Source organism: Tardiphaga sp. (assembly GCF_044340795.1).
Classification (GTDB): Bacteria; Pseudomonadota; Alphaproteobacteria; order Rhizobiales; family Xanthobacteraceae; genus Tardiphaga.
The window spans coordinates 1-16,541 of the sequence record NZ_JBIISY010000129.1; the positions used below are offsets into that span (position 1 = coordinate 1).

The window sequence follows — 16,541 nt, forward strand, 5'->3', positions numbered from 1 at the left end:
GGTCGGCAGGCCGAGAGCGATCTGTCGATCCCGGATCAACGCAAACAGGTCGCCGCCTTCTGCGCCAACAAGGGATGGTCGTTGCTGACCGAATATGTCGAGCCCGGCGCCTCCGCAATGGATGACAACCGCCCCGAATTCCAGCGCATGATCGAGCGCGCCACTGACGACGATCATCCGTTCGATGTCATCGTCGTGCATTCGTTTTCCCGCTTCTTCCGCGATGCCTTCGGGCTGGAAATGTACATCCGCCGCCTCGCCAAGGCGGGGGTGCGCTTGGTCTCGATTACGCAAGAACTGGGCGATGATCCCGCGCAGGTCATGATGCGGCAGGTGATCGCGCTGTTCGATGAGTATCAGAGTCGCGAGAACGCAAAGCACGTTTTGCGGGCAATGAACGAGAATGCGCGTCAAGGGTTCTACAATGGCTCGCCGGTCCCGCTTGGTTACCGCACCGAAGAAACCGAAAAGCGGGGTGCCAAGGTCAAGAAGAGACTGGCTGTCGATCCGGCTGAATCCGAGGCGGTTCGTTTGATTTTCCGGCTCTATCGCCATGGTGACGGCCAATCGGGGCCGCTTGGGCTCAAACGGACGGTTAGCTGGCTGAACGAGCGTGGGTACCCCACCCGCAAGGGCGCGCGGTTTGGCGTCGCCACGGTCCATAAAATCCTGACCAACAGCGTCTATGTGGGGGAGTGGGTGTTCAACAAGTGCGAGGCTCGTACCCAGCGTGCGAAACCTGTCGATCAATGGATCACCGTCGAGGTGCCGCCGATCATTGAACGAGCCGAGTTCGATGCGGTGCAGGCTACGCTCAAAGCGCACAATCCGCGCGTGACCGCCCCGCGTGTCGTTACCGGCCCGGTCCTGCTGACGGGCTTGGCCACTTGCGCCTCGTGCGAGGGGGCCATGACGATGCGGACGGGGACATCAAGGTCCGGGCAGGTTCATAAATATTATGCCTGCTCGACCTGGCTCCGGAAGGGAAAGACGGCCTGCAAGGGCCGCACGGTCCGCATGGACACGCTCGACAATCTCGTGGTCGAGCATTTGTCCAAACGGCTGTTTACGACCGAGCGTTTGGTGGCGATTCTCGCTGCCGCCTTTGCATGCCGCGCCGAGAAGGCCGTCGAGGTAGATCGCCGCGTGGTATCGTTGCAACGGGAGGTTACAGACGCGGCTGACAAGTTGAAGCGGCTTTACCGGATGGTTGAGGAGGGTATTGCTGAACTCGACGATATTCTGACAGATCGTGTCGCCAGCCTCAAACTCGACCGCGAACGAGCTCAGGCCGCGCTCGACCGCATCCAGGCTCAGGCTGCTCCTCCGGGTGAAATCCCCTTGGCTGCGATCGAGCAATTCGGCCGGGTCATGCGCGAAAATATCGCCAATGGCGAAATCCCGCTCCGCAAATCCTACCTCCGGGCGGTCGTTGACCGTATCGAGGTAGACGACGCAAGCATCCGGATTATTGGGGACGGTGCAAGGCTGGAACAGGTGATCGGCGGGAAAAGCGTCTCCGAAGCCGGTGTTCGCAGTTTTGGACGCAAGTGGCGCTCCCTAGGGGAATCGAACCCCTGTTTCAGCCTTGAGAGGGCCGCGTCCTAACCGCTAGACGAAGGGAGCAGGAATATATTCCGAACTCTGCCATGTAGCTCTTCTTCAGTCAAGCGCGGTAGGTCTACCAGACCTAACTCTTTGAACTTACACGGGTGGTAAGGTCAAAGGGGGATAAAAAAATCCTAACCGCTAGACGAAGGGAGCGTAGAGGCGAGGGGATAGCCGGGAATGGCGCCGGCTGCAAGTGGTCTTGCGCGGGTTTGGCCACATCTCTGAGATGCGCGTGCGGCGCATGCACGCAAAGGCGCGCGATGGTAGAGCGATCCCACGATTGATCGAGAAAAACTTGGCATGAGTTACAAGGAAGTGCCGCTGCACGCGACCGTCTATTGCGGCATTCCGGCCGGTCTCGATGCGTTCAAGGAGACGCTGAAGGAAATGGGCAAGGTGTCGTAACGTGCCCCAATAGTTGGGAAAAGGGGGAGAGCGACCATGGTGCTTGCGATCAGACCGAACTGCGAATGCTGCGATCGTGATCTTCCCAATGGCGACCCGCAGGCGCGCATCTGCACCTTCGAATGCACCTTCTGCGCCAGCTGCGCCGAAACGCGGCTCGGTGGTCGCTGCCCGAATTGCGGCGGCGACCTCGTGTTGCGGCCGACGCGGCCGGCCGGCAAGCTGGAGCGCTTTCCGGTCTCCACCGAGCGCGTGACCAAGCCGCATCCGGCCTGCGCCGGCGCCTAGTCCGCCGCGCATCAGTATTGCGCCGCCCGGACATGCGGCCGCAGCAAATGCAATTGCCCGTGGCGGCCTGGCTTGCCACACTGCGAGCTGAGGAAACGCTTACGCAGAGAACAAGACCACATGTCACTGATTGCTCCGGATGCCGTTCGTCACATCGCTGTTGTCGGATCGGGTACCATCGGCGCCAGCTGGGCCGCGCTGTTTCTGGCCCATGGCTATGACGTCACCATCTATGATCCGCAGCCCTCCGCCGAAGCCGCTACGCGTGATCTGATTGCCAATGCCTGGCAGGGCCTGCTCGCGCTCGGCGTCGCCGGCGACAAGACGCCAAAGGCGTGGCGTTTCTCCTCCGATCTGGCAGACGCCGTGCGCGATGCGGATTTCGTGCAGGAGAGCGGGCCCGAGCGCGCCGATATCAAGCGGAGGCTTTACGCCGATCTTGAAGCGAGCCTGAAGCCCGGCGTCATCGTGGCCTCGAGCACGTCGGGCCTCGTGATGAGCGACCTGCAGGAAGGTCTCAAGACTCCCGAGCGTTTCGCCGTCGGCCATCCCTTCAATCCGCCGCATCTGGTACCGCTGGTGGAGATCGTCGGCGGCAACAGGACATCGCCCGATGTGCTGACCTGGCTCGATGCCTTTTACCGCCGCGCCGGCAAGGCGCCGATCCGGCTCAACAAGGAAGTCCCCGGCCATCTCGCCAATCGCCTGCAGGCGGCGCTGTGGCGTGAGGCGGTGCATGCGGTGACGAGCGGGATCGCCAGTGTCGAGGATGTCGACACAGCCGTGGCGCAAGGGCCGGGCCTGCGCTGGGCGATCATGGGGCCGCATATGATCTTCAATCTCGCGGGTGGCGAGGGCGGCATGAAACATTTCCTTGATCACATCGGTCCTGCGATGGAAGATTGGTGGCGCGATCTCGGCACGCCGCAACTTGGGCCCGAGGTCAATGCGGCGCTGATCGAGGGCGTGGCGCAGGAAGCTGCCGGCCGCTCGCGGGTCGACCTCGTCAAGCAACGCGATGCCGCGCTGATCGCACTCATCAAGCAGAAGAACGGTTGAGGAGGTCCCATGCGACGGAGCAACAAAACCATCATCAGCTGCGCGATCACCGGCTCGATCCACACGCCGTCCATGTCACCGCATCTGCCGGTGACCCCGCAACAGATCGCCGATCAGGCCGTCGGCGCGGTGGAAGCTGGTGCGGCGATCGTGCATCTCCATGCACGCGTGCCGGAAACCGGACGCCCGACCCAGGACAAGGACATCTACGCAAAATTCCTGCCGGAGATCCATGACCGCTGTGACGGCATCATCAACATCACCACCGGTGCCGGTCTCGGCATGACCATGGACGAGCGCCTCGCCGCGGCGAACTGGGCCAAGCCCGAAATCGCCTCGATGAATATGGGGTCGTTCAATTTCAACATCTCCGGTGCCGCCAGCCGCTTCAAGGAATTCCAGCACGACTGGGAGCGACCTTATCTCGAAGGCACCACCGACTTCATTCTGTCGAACACCTTTTCGCAGATCGAGCGCGGCATGCGCGAGCTCGGCGATCACGGCACCCGCTTCGAATTCGAATGCTATGATGTCGGCCATCTCTACAATCTCGCGCATTTCGTCGGCCGCGGATTGGTGAAGCCGCCTTTCTTCGTGCAATGCATTTTCGGTATTCTCGGGGGCATCGGGCCGGATCCCGAAAACCTCATGCATATGAAATCCACGGCCGACCGGTTGTTCGGCAACGACTATTATCTGTCGGTGCTGGGCGCCGGCCGGCATCAGTTTCCGCTGGTCACCATGTCGGCGATCCTCGGTGGTAATGTGCGCGTTGGTCTTGAAGACAATCTCTATCTCGGCCGCGGCGAACTCGCGACATCGAACGGCGCACAGGTCGCCAAGATCCGTGAGATCCTCGAAGGCCTGTCGCTGGAGATCGCCACCCCCGACGAAGCGCGGCAGATGCTGCAGACCAAAGGCAAGCGCAACGTCGGCTTCTGACGATCGGACAAATCAAACATCCTCCCGAGCCGGCGTGATCATCCGCGTCGGCTTTCCTCTTTTAAATGGAACTCCGGCGTTGGCCTACGTCACGTAACTATAAATCTGCATCATCTCGCAGCAGATGCGTTGTTCCTTTGCAGGAACCGCATTGCCTTGTTGCCGAGATCACGCAGTGACGCATCGTCGACACATGCGATTTGAAATTCCGCTTTCATAAAACTTTGGATCGGTCTCTTAAGGCTGCCGTTAATTCATTGCGGTAAGCGTCCGCCAACAGCGGAGATCATTCAGTGGCAAATCTTTTTGAAGTGCAGGGCTTCGGCGCATTGTCGGAGTGGAACGGACAATTCGCCAGCGCATCGGCAGCGCAGTCGTTTCAGCAGATCGCAGCGCTCGGTTCCAATTCAGTGAGCCTCACGGCGCGCATCTGGACCGACAACAAGACAACGGCAGACGTGTTCGCGCATCCCGGCAAGACCGAGAGTGATGCGAGCCTGCTTGCAGGTTTCAAGGCAGCGGATGCGGCGGGATTGAACGTCGTGTTCAAGGCGGCGATCTCGCCACTCGACGGGACGGGTTCCATGACCCTGTCGCCGAGCGATATCAGCGCATTCTTCGCATCCTACAAAACCGAGATCGTGCGTCTCGCGGAGATCGCGCAGCAGGGCGGCGTCGATACGTTCGTGATCGGCAATGAAATGAGCAGCCTGACGGGCAGTGCCTATCGTGGTTACTGGATTGATATCATCTCGTCGGTGCGTCAGGTCTATCACGGGGAACTGACCTATTCGGCTGCCACCGACGAAGCTTTGAAGGTCAGCTTCTGGGATCAGCTCGACATCATCGGCGTCAACACCTATCCGCCGCTGACATCGAGCACGACACCGACGGTGCAGGAGATGATCCACGCCTGGACCGAGGTTCCCTACAATCCGTATTACGCAGCCGCCTTCGATTACAAATCGCCGGTGGATTTCCTGCATTCGCTGTCGGAGACCTATGGCAAGCAGGTCCTGATGACCGAGGCCGGCTTCCGCAGCATGGATGGCACGGCGATGCGTCCGGGCTCCTGGACCGCCAATGCGCCGGCGGATGTGGCCGAGCAGGCCGATGCCTATAATGCCTTCTTCCAGGTCTGGAGCGCCCATGGCGGCAGCTGGATGAAAGGCGTCGAGCTGTGGCAGTGGGATCTCAACGGCAAATATAACGAGACCGGCTATTCGCCCATGGGCAAGCCGGCCGAGGCCATCGTCGCGCAATATTTCAAGGGCAATGGCACGTCGCTCGATCTCAACATCACAGGCTCCGCAACCCATGACGTGATCGATCTCGGCCGCGGCAACGACACCATCAATGCCGGCCTTGGCAATGACGTCATCTATGGCGGCGACGGCAATGACGTGATCATCGGCGGGCCGGCCACGCAGGGCAAGCTCGCAACGACGACCATCACCCTGACCGGCTATGGCACGGCGGCGTCCGGCGCGAATGCGCAGGTGCAGGTGCTGGTGAATGGCCAGCCCGTGTCGGCGGTGCTGGAATTCAGCCCGGCCACCGATCCGGCCGGCTATCAGACCTATACCCTGACCTTTGCCAATCCCGATCAGATCAGCAGCCTTGACGTCCAGCTGATGAATTCAGCGCCGGGCCGCGCGCTGCATCTGAAGGACCTCGTGATCAATGGCGTCTCCGTGGCGCCGAAGGATGCAATCAATGCCAGCGCGCCCGGCACGTTCGATCTCTATGTCCGGAGCATCCACGTCGATGCTGCTGCGCATCAGGATTGGTTCTATGGCGCCAATAGCGACAATGACATCATCTATGGCGGCGCCGGCAACGACATTATCACCGGTGGAATCGGCAATGATTTCATCGATGGCGGTGATGGCATCGATACCGCGGTGTTTTCCGGCAAGGCTGCGGATTACAAGATCTCCTTCGTGAATGGCGAGCTCGTCGTCACCGATGGCGTCGCCGCGCGCGATGGCACCGATCGGATCGTCAATGTGGAATATTTCCAGTTCGCCGATGCGACCGTGAGCACGGCCGGATTCATGGCCAGCCAGTCGGCCCTTGCCAAGGGCGCCGAATACCAGGCGCTGGCGTCCAACGGCACGACGGTCACCAGCGAGACCTTCCGTAATGCCGACGGTTCGCGCGATGTCTATACGCGCGATATCATGGGCAAGAGCTATACATCCGAGCACAGCGTGATCGCGGCAGGCGGCAAGACCCAGCTGGTCGAGCGTTATTACAGCGATGGCGATCTTGCCTTCCGCCAAGTGGTGAATGGCGACGGCTCGGTCTCCTATAGCGACTACGATGACGCGGGCCACCTGACCAAGCTGCTGAACAGCTTTTCGGATGGCTCGTTCCAGCAGTTCGCCTTCAATGCGGCTGGCTTCCAGACCAATGCCACGATCCGCAACGCGGACGGCACGCGCGAGATCCGCGATTACGGCATCACCGGGCAGGATTACACGTCGCGCCATACGGTAACCGATGCGTCCGGCAAGAGCATGCTGATCGAGGGCTTCCACAGTGACGGCACGCTGGCCATGAAGCAGACCGTGGACGCCGCCGGCACCAAGACGTTCAGCCAGTATGATGCGACGGGCCATCTGTCGCAGCAGACGGTCACCCGGACCGACGGCTCCTTTGTGCAGACGGCCTATAAACTTGATGGCGGCATTTCCAGCCAGACCATCCGCAGCGCGGACGGCATCCGCGACACCATGACCTATGATATCGCCGGCAAGGCCTATACCACCGAGCATGTCGTGCGCGATGCTGCCGGCAAGAGCGTGCTGATCGAGCAGTTCCACAAGGATGGCTCGCTGGCGCTGAAGCAGTCGGTGGACAGCGCCGGGATCAAGACGCTGGCGCAATATGACGATGCCAGCCATCTCAAGACCGAGACCGTGACGCAGACCGACGGTGCCTATGTGCAGTCGAGCTTTGCGACCAATGGCGCGCTCACCAGCGTCACCACGCGCGGTGCCGATGGCAGCAAGAGCGTCGACACGTTCGGCATCACCAATCAGGCCTATGCCGCCAAGCATGACATGCTGGACGCATCGGGCCAGCGTCTGGCCTCGGTGTTCGACAACAAGGACGGTTCGCACACGATGACGGCCTACAAGGCCGGCGTCACGCTGACCTCAACCAGCGGCAACGACATCATGAACAGCGCCGGTGGCGACACATTCGTGTTCAAGCAGGCGGGCGGCCATGACGTGATCAACAATTTCCATGCCGGGCAGGGGGCCAATCACGACGTGATCCAGATCGCATCCTCGATCGCAAAGGATCTGTCGCAGCTGGCTGTTCATGTGGTCGGCCAGGATACGGTGATCGATCTCGGTCATGATGCATCGATCACGCTGAAAGGCGTGACGGCGCCGCTGACCTCGCATGATGTATTGATCGTCTGAGGCGATGAACGGGGCCTGATGCCTACATCAGGCCCTTGATCTTCTTGCACGACGTTACGCCCGTCGACGACAGGCCGACGATCTGCGACGTGGACTTGGCGCGCAACAGATCCTTCTTCGAGATGAAGCGGAGCGTTGCGCGCGGATTGGCGTCGCAGAAGCGCGACAGTGTTGCGGCAGTGGCCGGGACGGTGTCCTGCTTCGGGATGACGCCGATGCCGCCATCCTTCAGGATGAAAGCGTCCTGCACGCTCGGCATCGTTGCCGTGGCCTCGCAGACCTTGAACAGCCCGTCATAGGTTTGCGGCGTCATCTGCAATTCGCCGGCGAGGCCGCCGAGCAGATACTCCCGGCTCTTGTTGCAGCTACTGGCCTGCGCTGCCGTGGAGACCGCAAGCAGAGCCAGCGCGAGGACCGGCCCCTTCATGCTGAAATCGCCGCGATGCGCGCAGAGGATCGCGGGCGCGGCAGCCGATAGGTCTCGGCCGCGCAGCGTTCCCAGGACAGGTCGCGGGCATGGGCGCGCGCGCCGCCGGCCAGACGGGTGCGGAGATCACTGTCCTCGGCAATCTGCTGGATCAAACTAGTGATCATGTCGATACGCGGTTGCACCAGCAGGCCGGATTCACCGGCCAGCACGGCATCGGGCACGCCACCGATATCGCTGGCGATGCTTGGCAGCCCTGCGGCCCCGGCCTCGAGATAGACGAGGCCGAAACCTTCCACGCGCCCGGAGGATTCGGGCAGGCCGGTCAGGCAGAAGAAGTCCGACGCGCCGTAGAGATCGCGGATTTCTTCATTCGAGAGCGCGCCGAGCAGGCGGACGTCGCAATCGGAGCTCTGGATCATGCTGCGCACTTCATCGACATAATCGGATTCGCCCTCCGGGCCGATCACCAGCCAGGTGATACGGCGGCGGATGTGGTCGGGCAGGCGTGCCAAAGCCGCAAGCGTGAGGTGGTGACCCTTGCGCCGCGTGATCCGCGCCACGGTGACCATGACGATGCGGTCGGGTTCGATCTCGCGACGGGCGCGAACATAGCCGCGCTCGCTGCGGCGACCGGACCAGAAATCCGACACGCCAAGCCGGATCGCATGAATGCGCCCCTCGTCGATATCGAACTTCTCGCGAAACAGGTCGCGGGTGAAGCGGCTGTTGGCGGCGACTTCGGTGCGCGGGCCGAACACGCCGCTGCACCGGATGGCGAGCCGCTTGAGTGAGGTCTGGGTCTCGTTGATCTCGGTGCCATGCACCGTCATCAGCACGCGGGCAGGGGTGCGGCCACGCGCGAGCGCCACCGGAATGAAGAACGGCCAGTCGGCTGCATGCACCACATCGAAGGGCGCGGCGCCGACACGGCGGCGCGCCAGCATGATCTTGGCGGGCAGGTCGCGCGCCGAATGCAGGCCGCCGCTGAAGCGATGCACCGGGAAGGGGGAAGCCTTGTCCGCATCGGACGTGTCCTCTCCGTAATCGGGCGCGACCATCGTCACCTTTGCGCCGAGCTCCGTCGCCGCAGCGGCGATCTCGCGTGCATAAGTGCCAATGCCGCCCCGCATCGGGGCGTATTCGCTGGTGAGCAGCAGGATATTCACGTCTCGAATCCCGAACCTCAATGTGCGGGCGAGGGCGTCAGCCCGCGGGCATCCTGGATCTGCTGGTGATAGGTGTAGACACGCGCGAGCTGGGTCGCCGGCGTGAAATCGGCGATGGCGCCGGCCACATCGAAGGGGTCGAGCGTGCCGCTGTCGATGGCATTGCGGACATCGACGAAACGATCGGCGAGCGCTTCCACCATCTCGTCACGCGAATTGCTGCGCGGGATCAGATAGCCGCTCCGCCCATCGTGAATGACAGCTTCGAGTTGCGGCAGATGCACGGCCACGGTCGGGCGCCCGACGGCAAGCGTTTCCAGCACACAGCGTGGCATGCCTTCGAACTCCGACGTCAGGATGCCCGCATGGGCGTTCGCCAATGTCGAGGCCATGCCGAGTGCGTCCTTGAAGCCATGGCGCACGGTGATGTCTTCGATGGCGGCGAATTCCGCGAAGCGATGTGGATCGCTGGTGCCGATATAGTGGAATTCCAGCTTTCCTTTCAGCTTCTCGCGCAGTCGCGCGATGGTGCGGAACATCAGGGGCGGATCCTTGAATTCATCGAGACGGCCGGCAAAGATCACGCGGAACGGATCGGTGCTGTCAGCGAAAGGCTGCGGCTTAAAGATATCCGTATTCACCCAGGTCCACAGCGTGTCGATCTTGTCCTTCTGCGACGGATAGGTGTTCTTCAGCCGTTCGGTGATGAACGGATTGACGCAGAGGAAGTGCGAACTGGTGGAGACGGCGAAGCGCTCGCCGAAATTATGGACGAAGGAATACTTCCGCAGCAGCGAATCCATCTGCAGCTTCGGCGCGCCCTCGCCATGCAGCATCTGCACATAGGGACGGCGGAGCAGGGTCGGCAGCCAGGAGAATTCCACGCGACGCAGGTCGACGGTGCAGCCGCGTTCGCGGATCAGGCGCGACACCGGGATGAAATGGCGCAGCAGCGCCGAGAAGAACTGGCCGGTGAGCGAGGAGCGAATGGTCTTGGCGGCTTCGCGCGCCTGCTGGTCCGTGTAACGCAGGATCGGCAGGAAATCGAAGTCCCGGCCGCGGAAGGTGAGGCGGCGGATTTCACCGAGCTTCAGGTCGCCGACCGAATCGACGCCGACGAACAGAAGATCGGTATCGTCCGGATGAAACGTGATGAAGTCACGAATGTAGGTTTCCAGGCCGCCCACCTTCTGACCACGCGGATCGAAAGGATGGATCAGGCAGATCTGATAGCGGCGCCGGGTGGGAGCCGCATTACGGGCGCGCAGGCCGAGGGTCAGCGTGGACGTCATGCGGCTTTCCTTGTGCGGGACGTTGTGAAGAACCGGGTGCGGGCCGTGAGGATCTGCGGCAGCGTGCCGGCGAGCAGGCGCGGTACGGCCGCGGCGCAGCGCGCATAACGCGGCGCGAGGCGGCCCGGATTGTTGATCATGCGCCAGGCCCATTCGAGCCCGGCCTTCTGCGCGAACATCGGCGCGCGCACCTGCGTGCCGGCGATGAAATCGAGCGAAGCGCCGATGCACAGGAAGCCGGTGCCGTTCAATTCATCGAGACAACGCGAGGCGAAGACTTCCTGCTTGGGCGCACCGAGCGCGAGAAAGCACAATTTCGCGCCGGACGCCCGAATGCGGGCAATCGCTTCGTCGGCCTCTTCGGAATAGGCACTGAAATTGCGACCGGGTGCGAACACGCCGGCGACTTCCAGCCCGGGATAACGGCGCTTCAACTCGGCGGCGGATTTTTCCAGCGTGGATTGATCGGAGCCGAACAGGAAGATCGGCAGCCCCTTCTCGCCAGCGGCGGCGCACAGCGGTTCCACGAGATCGGCACCGGTGGTGCGCGAGATCGGAACGCCGAGCAGCCGGCTCAGCACGACGATTGGAAAACCATCGGCGGTGACGAAGCGCGCGCGACGATACGCTGCGCGAAAGTCGGGCTTTTGTTGCAATTGAACGACATGATCGAGGTTCAATGTGCAGACGCTGAAATTCTCGCCCTGTTCGGCGGCATCGACGATCGATGTGACGGCTTCCGAGAGCGACGACACATTGATGGTCACGCCATCGACAGTGAGATTGTTACTTTCCGGAGTTTCACCGGCCGAAGGTGCTTGTGAAAGCTGTGTGTCAACCATGTCGCTCCCCTGGTGACGATGTGGTCGAGTTACGCCTCGCATACACACACCATCTGCTCATCAGAGAAGCAGTGCCTGCACGCAAAGCCGAAAGACACTCTCCTCGACATGGCGGACATGAAAACGAACTATTGCGACGCAACGATGGCGATGCGGTCGCTTGATACCGGATCAGTCGCATCACTGTTTTGTATCGATGGAGAGTGAATATGTTTGAGTGCTCAAGGAGAAAGTCGCTGGCGATTCTTGCAGGCGCTACACTTGCCATGCATCGCGATGCGGTCGCTGCTCCTCAAACGCAGAGCGCAGCGCAGAGTCTGGGTGCGATTGCGGCGAAAAATGGATTGATGTTCGGTGCTGCAGCGGGACCGGTGATCGACAAGGATGTCGCTTACCGTGAGCTCTACACGAGTCAGACGAAGATCATCACCACCGATGTTGCACTGAAGATGGGCACGATAGCGCCGCAATCAGGCGCATTGCGCTTCGAGGCCGGCGACCGATTGCTCCAGTTCTGCGCGAACAACAGGATTCCCATGCGGGGCCACTGCCTGATCTGGAATGACTGGGTTCCACAATGGATCAAGGCAATGAGTATCGAAGAACGTCGAAAATTCTTCGATCATTATATCGACCAGGTGGTGGGACGTTACGCGGGACAATTGCATTCCTGGGACATCGTCAATGAGCCGTTCTGGCCCGGCCACAAGGCGCCCGGCGGATATCGGCTGGGCCCCTGGTACGATGCGTTCGGCACCGGTTACATCAAGCGTGCATTCGAACGTGCTGCGCTGGTCGACAAGAAAAGCAAATTCGTCCTCAACGAGGCGCAGACCGAGCGCGACGACGATGTCGGTCGCACGTCGCGCGCAGGCATGCTGCGTCTTGTCGATGAGTTGCAGCATGCGGGGGTGAGGCTGGATGCCGTCGGCCTGCAGGGGCATCTGCAACCGCGCTATCCGCACGACCCGCAGCGCTTTCTCGAATTCGTGCACGCGCTCGCCGAGCGAAAGATTGATATCTACATCACAGAATTTGATGTGCGTGATGACACATTCCCGGACGATGTGGTGGCGCGCGACAAGGTGATCGCGGAGACCGCCGAAAAATTCCTCACCAGTGTGTTGCAGGTTCCGGCCGTGAAAGCGGTCATCACCTGGCAGCTGTCGGATCACTACTCGTTCTACAAGGGGATCGCGCTGCAGAAGGATCCGACCACGCAGCGTCTGCCGCGGCCATTGCCCTATGATGCGGACATGCAGAAGAAGCCGCTGTGGTTCGCCATGGCCCGCGCCTTCGAGAATTCGAAGCGCGGATAGGTCAGGAAAAACGGGGCTGACGCCGGACCATGCGCAACAGCGTCGGCCCATACAGGACGGCAAGAACCACCACATAGATCGCGGCGCCGGATGCGATATGCGCGGCCAGCACAGCATAGGACTTCGCTTCCGGCAGCCGCGTCAGCAGCATGGCCATGGCCAGCGTGGCGATGGCGATGCGGGCGATATGGGTCCAGGGCAGCGTCAGGCCGAAGCGCGTGAAGCCCAGTGCAAAGCTGACCGATGCGGCGGCGACGGCGGAGATGACAGTGGCCGCCGCCGCGCCGACGAGGCCCCAGAAATGGATGCAGATCAGGCTGGCGATGATGGTCACCACCGCATCGATGGCCGACACCACCACCATCAGGCGCGTCTTGCTTTGCAGCAGGAAGACCTGGTCGCCGAAATGCGCGCGAATGTTGCGGATCGATCCGGCCAGTGTGGACAGCGGCAGGATCGCCAGCGTGACGGTCTGGAATGGTGCGGCGATGAGCAGATGCACGATCTCCGCGCGCAGCAGGAAGATGCCGGCGATGCTCGGTGCCAGGATGCCGAGCAGCAATGCACCATTGTCCGAGAGCTGGCGCATGGCCGCCTGGCTGCCATTCTGCTCCATGCTCTTCACCGCGAGCGGGAAGGCGGCGGCCGTGACCAGCATCGCGGCGACGGCGGCAGCGCGCTGGCCAAGCCCATAGCCGACCGCGAACAGGCCAGCCGCGGCGACGCCGAGCATGTCATTGACCACGAAGCGGGACGCGTTCAGCCCGACCCAGCCGAGCGCGCCACCGAAGATGAGCGGGATGCCATAGCTGAGGGCGTGGCGGATGATCTCGCGGTCGATCGGCCAGATGCGCCGGCTATAGCCGATCTTCGGCAACACGATCAGCGCGGCGAACAGCTGCGCGGCGGCATAGCCCAGCAGCGGCCATTCCGGTGCCGGGCTGATGGTTTCGATCAGCAGCAGGCCGAGCAGGAAGCCGACCGCGGGGCCGACGATCTGCTGGATCGAGTAGACGCCGATCTGATGCCGCACGCGGGCACGCTCGGCGATATAGAGATTGAGCGATCGGCTGATCACATAGGCGATGGTGGCGCCGAGCAGCATCGGATTGGTGTCGGTGGCAATCACCGTGTAGAGCACGGCGACGACCGCTGCGCTCTGCAGCACCAATGACAGCAGGATGACGACGTTTTCGGTGCGATAGAAGCGCTCGGCTTCCTCGCCTTCATGGTAGCGCCCGAAGAAGCGCAGCGCATATTGCGACCACCACGCCAGGAATGCGAGCTGCAGCAGTTCATGGGTGGCGGTGATCAGCGTGATCACGCCCAGCGTATGCTCGTTGACCACATGGGTCCACACGATCATTGCCACCAGCTGGAACAGCGGGCCGACGACCTGAGCCGGAAGATAGAGAATGGTGCGCTTCAGCAGCATGCGTCACGCCCCCAGAGTGCGCAGCACGCGCGGCGGCGCCCATTGGCGCAGGGCCAGCAGGGCCGCGCCGGTGACGACGAGTGCAATCACATACATCAGCAGTGTCGCTGCGACACCGCCAAGAGCGCGGAAGCCGCCGAGATCGCGCAGCGCCATGATGACGAAGATGTGCCAGAGATAGATGAAATAGCTGCCGGCGCCGAGTGTCGCGAGAAACGGGACATCGACGCGCGAGGCCAGCAGCAACACGCTGAGGGTGGCGGCATAGAAGAAGAAGGCCGTGGAATCATAAGCGGCGGCGTCGCCGATCGCGGCCATGCGCACGGCGGTGTAGATCACATAGGCGATCAGCGTCGCGACGCCGAGCGTCGGCAGCATGTCGAGCAGCACCGCACGGATCGATGCCCGCGCCACCAGCATCCCCAGCGCCGCAAAGGCGAACCAGAACGGAATGTCGCGCATGCGGAATTCCTCAATCACACCGTCGGACATGCCGAAGCGCGCCAGCGCGGGATCGAGATAGGCGCCGGTCACGAGGCCGACAGCGATGGTGATCAGCAGCAGGACCTGCAAGCGCTGCTCCGCCTGCTCCGGCACGCGGGTGGCGAACCACAGCACCAGCCACAGCAGCAGCGTGCAGCCGATATAGACGAACACGTAATAGTAGACGAAGACGTAAGCGAGCCCGAACCGCGCGATGGTCGTGGTGATGCGATGATCCATCGCCGGGTTCAGCAGCGCCATATAGATATAGGCGGCGACAAAGGCGATCGCATAGGGAATCACGGTGGCGATCAGCCGCTTGGTCACCGGCACGCGGCCGGACAATCCGGTGAGATAGCCGGACGCAAACAGGAAGATCGGCACGCACGGCCGCAGCAACGCGTCGAGCCCGATCTTCCAGGAGGCATCGAGCGGCTGCTGCAGCGCATGGATGCCGATCACCATCAGAATGGCGACGCCGCGCATGGTGTCGATGGCACCATCGCGGCTGGCGGCCACTGCGCGCGCCGGCTGTTCCACGGTTGCCGCTTCGGCCTGCACCATGCTCGTCATCGCTCAGGTCTGCCCGGACAACGGCGTCGCGCCGATGCGCGGACGGAATTGACGATCATAGAGGTCATTGAGTGTGCGCCGCATCGGCGTCTCGAAATAGCGCAGCGACAGCACGCTGAGGACCGCCAGCACGATGATGGCCACCGGCAGAAGCGCCAGTTTTCCACCGGGCAGGATCGGCGCGAGATAGCGCGACGCAAGCGTCAGGACGACGGTGGCGACCGGGATATGCAGCATATAGGAAGAGTAAGTGAGATCCGACCAGCGCTCGAAGCCGAGCTTCGAGAACAGCGTGGTCTGGCCGGCGCAATCATGATGGATGGCCAGCAGCGCGATGGCATAGATCATCAGCAGCGCAACATAGATGTTGAGATAGGCGCCGATCAGCACAAAGAGGACGAGCGACGCCGAGAGCAGGCCCGGCATGGCTGGCAGTGCTTTGATCCGGTCGCGATAGAGATAGCAGGCGATACCGAGATTGAACGCCGGCAGCGCGCGAAATGCGCCGCCCTTGTTGATCCAGTCCGGCCATGGCTCGCTGCCCGCCAGCACGGTCACTAGCGTATTGGCGATGAATGGCACGGCGATCAGCACCAGGATCACCGGCTTGCGGCGGCTGAGCAGGATCGCCATCAACGGAAACAACACATAGCAGAAGAATTCCGCCGAGAGCGACCAGCTCGGGAAGTTGAAGGTCAGGCGCGCGCCATCGATGGCGTGCAGCAGCAGCAATTGCGCCGGAATGTCCGAGAGCGGATAGCGCGCAGGATTTTCGCCGCGCGCGATGCCGAAATACAGCGCCAGCGCGATCGCCACATAGAAGGCCAGCGTGGCAAGATGCAGCGGGTAAATGCGGGCAAAGCGTCGCCACAGGAAGCGGCCGATGGCGGCCGGGGTGTCGACCTTGGCGAGATACTGGCTCGCGATCACATAGCCGGAGATCACGAAGAACAGATCGACGAACAGGTTGAAGTGCCAGGTGTGATCGACCATGAAGCGACCGACGGCATGGTCCTTCACATAGTCTGCATAATGCAGGATCACGACAGCGCTGGCCGCGACGATGCGCAGCCCATCCAGATGCCGTGTGTCGGTCTTCATATCCTGCAAGTGATATTCCCGGTTCGATGAAAAGGTCGGCGACGATGCTTGTGAGGTCAGCGCGCGACCATCTTGTCTTTCGGTGCAGTGCCTCGATGGGCGGCACCGGCGAGTTCGGCGATCAGATCGATGACAGTATCGTGGTCACTGGCGGCGAG

The 16,541-nt window shown here is 61.9% G+C and carries 12 protein-coding genes, 1 tRNA gene and 1 pseudogene; 6 read left to right on the forward strand and 8 right to left on the reverse strand.

Annotated features, from left to right (window positions below; translation table 11 throughout):
- Positions 1 to 21: 21 nt before the first annotated feature.
- Positions 22 to 1,041, forward strand: a pseudogene (locus ACIQ17_RS19895) (recombinase family protein); the annotation flags it as partial.
- A 510-nt stretch (positions 1,042 to 1,551) separates the two neighbouring features.
- Here ACIQ17_RS19895 and ACIQ17_RS19900 read toward each other — a convergent pair.
- Positions 1,552 to 1,626 (reverse strand) — tRNA-Glu (locus ACIQ17_RS19900).
- 429 nt (positions 1,627 to 2,055) lie between these two features.
- Here ACIQ17_RS19900 and ACIQ17_RS19905 point away from each other — a divergent pair.
- The 4 genes from ACIQ17_RS19905 (at position 2,056) to ACIQ17_RS19920 (ending at position 7,742) form a co-directional block, all read left to right on the forward strand.
- Entirely contained in the window at positions 2,056 to 2,304 is a 249-nt protein-coding gene (locus tag ACIQ17_RS19905) for a DUF1272 domain-containing protein (RefSeq protein ID WP_398470803.1), read from the forward strand.
- Between the two features lie 120 nt (positions 2,305 to 2,424).
- Positions 2,425 to 3,363: a 3-hydroxyacyl-CoA dehydrogenase NAD-binding domain-containing protein gene (locus ACIQ17_RS19910; RefSeq protein WP_398470794.1), complete on the forward strand. Its 939-nt coding sequence runs from the start codon at positions 2,425 to 2,427 to the stop codon at positions 3,361 to 3,363.
- Positions 3,364 to 3,372: 9 nt separating this feature from the next.
- The gene (locus ACIQ17_RS19915) at positions 3,373 to 4,305 is read left to right on the forward strand and encodes a 3-keto-5-aminohexanoate cleavage protein (RefSeq protein ID WP_398470795.1); all 933 of its coding nucleotides are present in this window, start codon (positions 3,373 to 3,375) and stop codon (positions 4,303 to 4,305) included.
- A 293-nt stretch (positions 4,306 to 4,598) separates the two neighbouring features.
- Positions 4,599 to 7,742 carry a glycoside hydrolase family 113 gene (locus ACIQ17_RS19920; protein WP_398470796.1) on the forward strand — a complete coding sequence of 1,048 codons (3,144 nt, stop codon included), beginning with the start codon at positions 4,599 to 4,601 and terminating at the stop codon, positions 7,740 to 7,742.
- Between the two features lie 22 nt (positions 7,743 to 7,764).
- Here ACIQ17_RS19920 and ACIQ17_RS19925 read toward each other — a convergent pair whose 3' ends face one another.
- From ACIQ17_RS19925 to ACIQ17_RS19940, 4 genes are read right to left on the reverse strand one after another with little or no spacing between them, the layout of a single operon-like run.
- The gene (locus tag ACIQ17_RS19925) at positions 7,765 to 8,169 is read right to left on the reverse strand and encodes a hypothetical protein (protein WP_398470797.1); all 405 of its coding nucleotides are present in this window, start codon (positions 8,167 to 8,169) and stop codon (positions 7,765 to 7,767) included.
- Entirely contained in the window at positions 8,166 to 9,338 is a 1,173-nt protein-coding gene (locus ACIQ17_RS19930) for a glycosyltransferase family 4 protein (protein WP_398470798.1), read from the reverse strand. The genes ACIQ17_RS19925 and ACIQ17_RS19930 overlap by 4 nt, the downstream gene beginning before the upstream one ends.
- A 17-nt stretch (positions 9,339 to 9,355) precedes the next feature.
- Complete coding sequence (locus tag ACIQ17_RS19935) at positions 9,356 to 10,630, reverse strand: glycosyltransferase (RefSeq protein WP_398470799.1); 1,275 nt, start codon at positions 10,628 to 10,630, stop codon at positions 9,356 to 9,358.
- Complete coding sequence (locus ACIQ17_RS19940; RefSeq protein ID WP_398470800.1) at positions 10,627 to 11,472, reverse strand: WecB/TagA/CpsF family glycosyltransferase; 846 nt, start codon at positions 11,470 to 11,472, stop codon at positions 10,627 to 10,629. The genes ACIQ17_RS19935 and ACIQ17_RS19940 overlap by 4 nt, the downstream gene beginning before the upstream one ends.
- Before the next feature lie 266 nt (positions 11,473 to 11,738).
- On the opposite strand from ACIQ17_RS19940, the gene ACIQ17_RS19945 reads away from it, so the two are divergent.
- Complete coding sequence (locus tag ACIQ17_RS19945; RefSeq protein ID WP_398470804.1) at positions 11,739 to 12,791, forward strand: endo-1,4-beta-xylanase; 1,053 nt, start codon at positions 11,739 to 11,741, stop codon at positions 12,789 to 12,791.
- Between the two features lies 1 nt (position 12,792).
- Here ACIQ17_RS19945 and ACIQ17_RS19950 read toward each other — a convergent pair whose 3' ends face one another.
- Genes ACIQ17_RS19950 through ACIQ17_RS19960 form a run of 3 tightly spaced genes read right to left on the reverse strand, consistent with a single transcriptional unit; the run spans position 12,793 to position 16,383 of the window.
- Positions 12,793 to 14,226, reverse strand: a complete 1,434-nt coding sequence (locus ACIQ17_RS19950) for a lipopolysaccharide biosynthesis protein (protein ID WP_398470801.1) — start codon at positions 14,224 to 14,226, stop codon at positions 12,793 to 12,795.
- Between the two features lie 3 nt (positions 14,227 to 14,229).
- Positions 14,230 to 15,282, reverse strand: coding sequence for an acyltransferase family protein (locus ACIQ17_RS19955; RefSeq protein WP_398470802.1), 1,053 nt, complete (start codon positions 15,280 to 15,282; stop codon positions 14,230 to 14,232).
- Positions 15,283 to 15,285: 3 nt separating this feature from the next.
- Positions 15,286 to 16,383: an acyltransferase family protein gene (locus tag ACIQ17_RS19960; protein ID WP_398470805.1), complete on the reverse strand. Its 1,098-nt coding sequence runs from the start codon at positions 16,381 to 16,383 to the stop codon at positions 15,286 to 15,288.
- Between the last annotated feature and the right edge of the window lie 158 nt (positions 16,384 to 16,541).

Excerpts from the sequence above, each read along its gene's own strand:
- ACIQ17_RS19910 (WP_398470794.1), top strand. The coding sequence starts at position 2,425 with ATGTCACTGATTGCTCCGGATGCCGTTCGTCACATCGCTGTTGTCGGA.
- ACIQ17_RS19955 (WP_398470802.1), bottom strand. The coding sequence starts at position 15,282 with ATGACGAGCATGGTGCAGGCCGAAGCGGCAACCGTGGAACAGCCGGCG.
- ACIQ17_RS19940 (WP_398470800.1), bottom strand. The coding sequence starts at position 11,472 with ATGGTTGACACACAGCTTTCACAAGCACCTTCGGCCGGTGAAACTCCG.
- ACIQ17_RS19935 (WP_398470799.1), bottom strand. The coding sequence starts at position 10,630 with ATGACGTCCACGCTGACCCTCGGCCTGCGCGCCCGTAATGCGGCTCCC.
- ACIQ17_RS19945 (WP_398470804.1), top strand. The coding sequence starts at position 11,739 with ATGCATCGCGATGCGGTCGCTGCTCCTCAAACGCAGAGCGCAGCGCAG.
- ACIQ17_RS19925 (WP_398470797.1), bottom strand. The coding sequence starts at position 8,169 with ATGAAGGGGCCGGTCCTCGCGCTGGCTCTGCTTGCGGTCTCCACGGCA.
- ACIQ17_RS19950 (WP_398470801.1), bottom strand. The coding sequence starts at position 14,226 with ATGCTGCTGAAGCGCACCATTCTCTATCTTCCGGCTCAGGTCGTCGGC.
- ACIQ17_RS19915 (WP_398470795.1), top strand. The coding sequence starts at position 3,373 with ATGCGACGGAGCAACAAAACCATCATCAGCTGCGCGATCACCGGCTCG.
- ACIQ17_RS19960 (WP_398470805.1), bottom strand. The coding sequence starts at position 16,383 with ATGAAGACCGACACACGGCATCTGGATGGGCTGCGCATCGTCGCGGCC.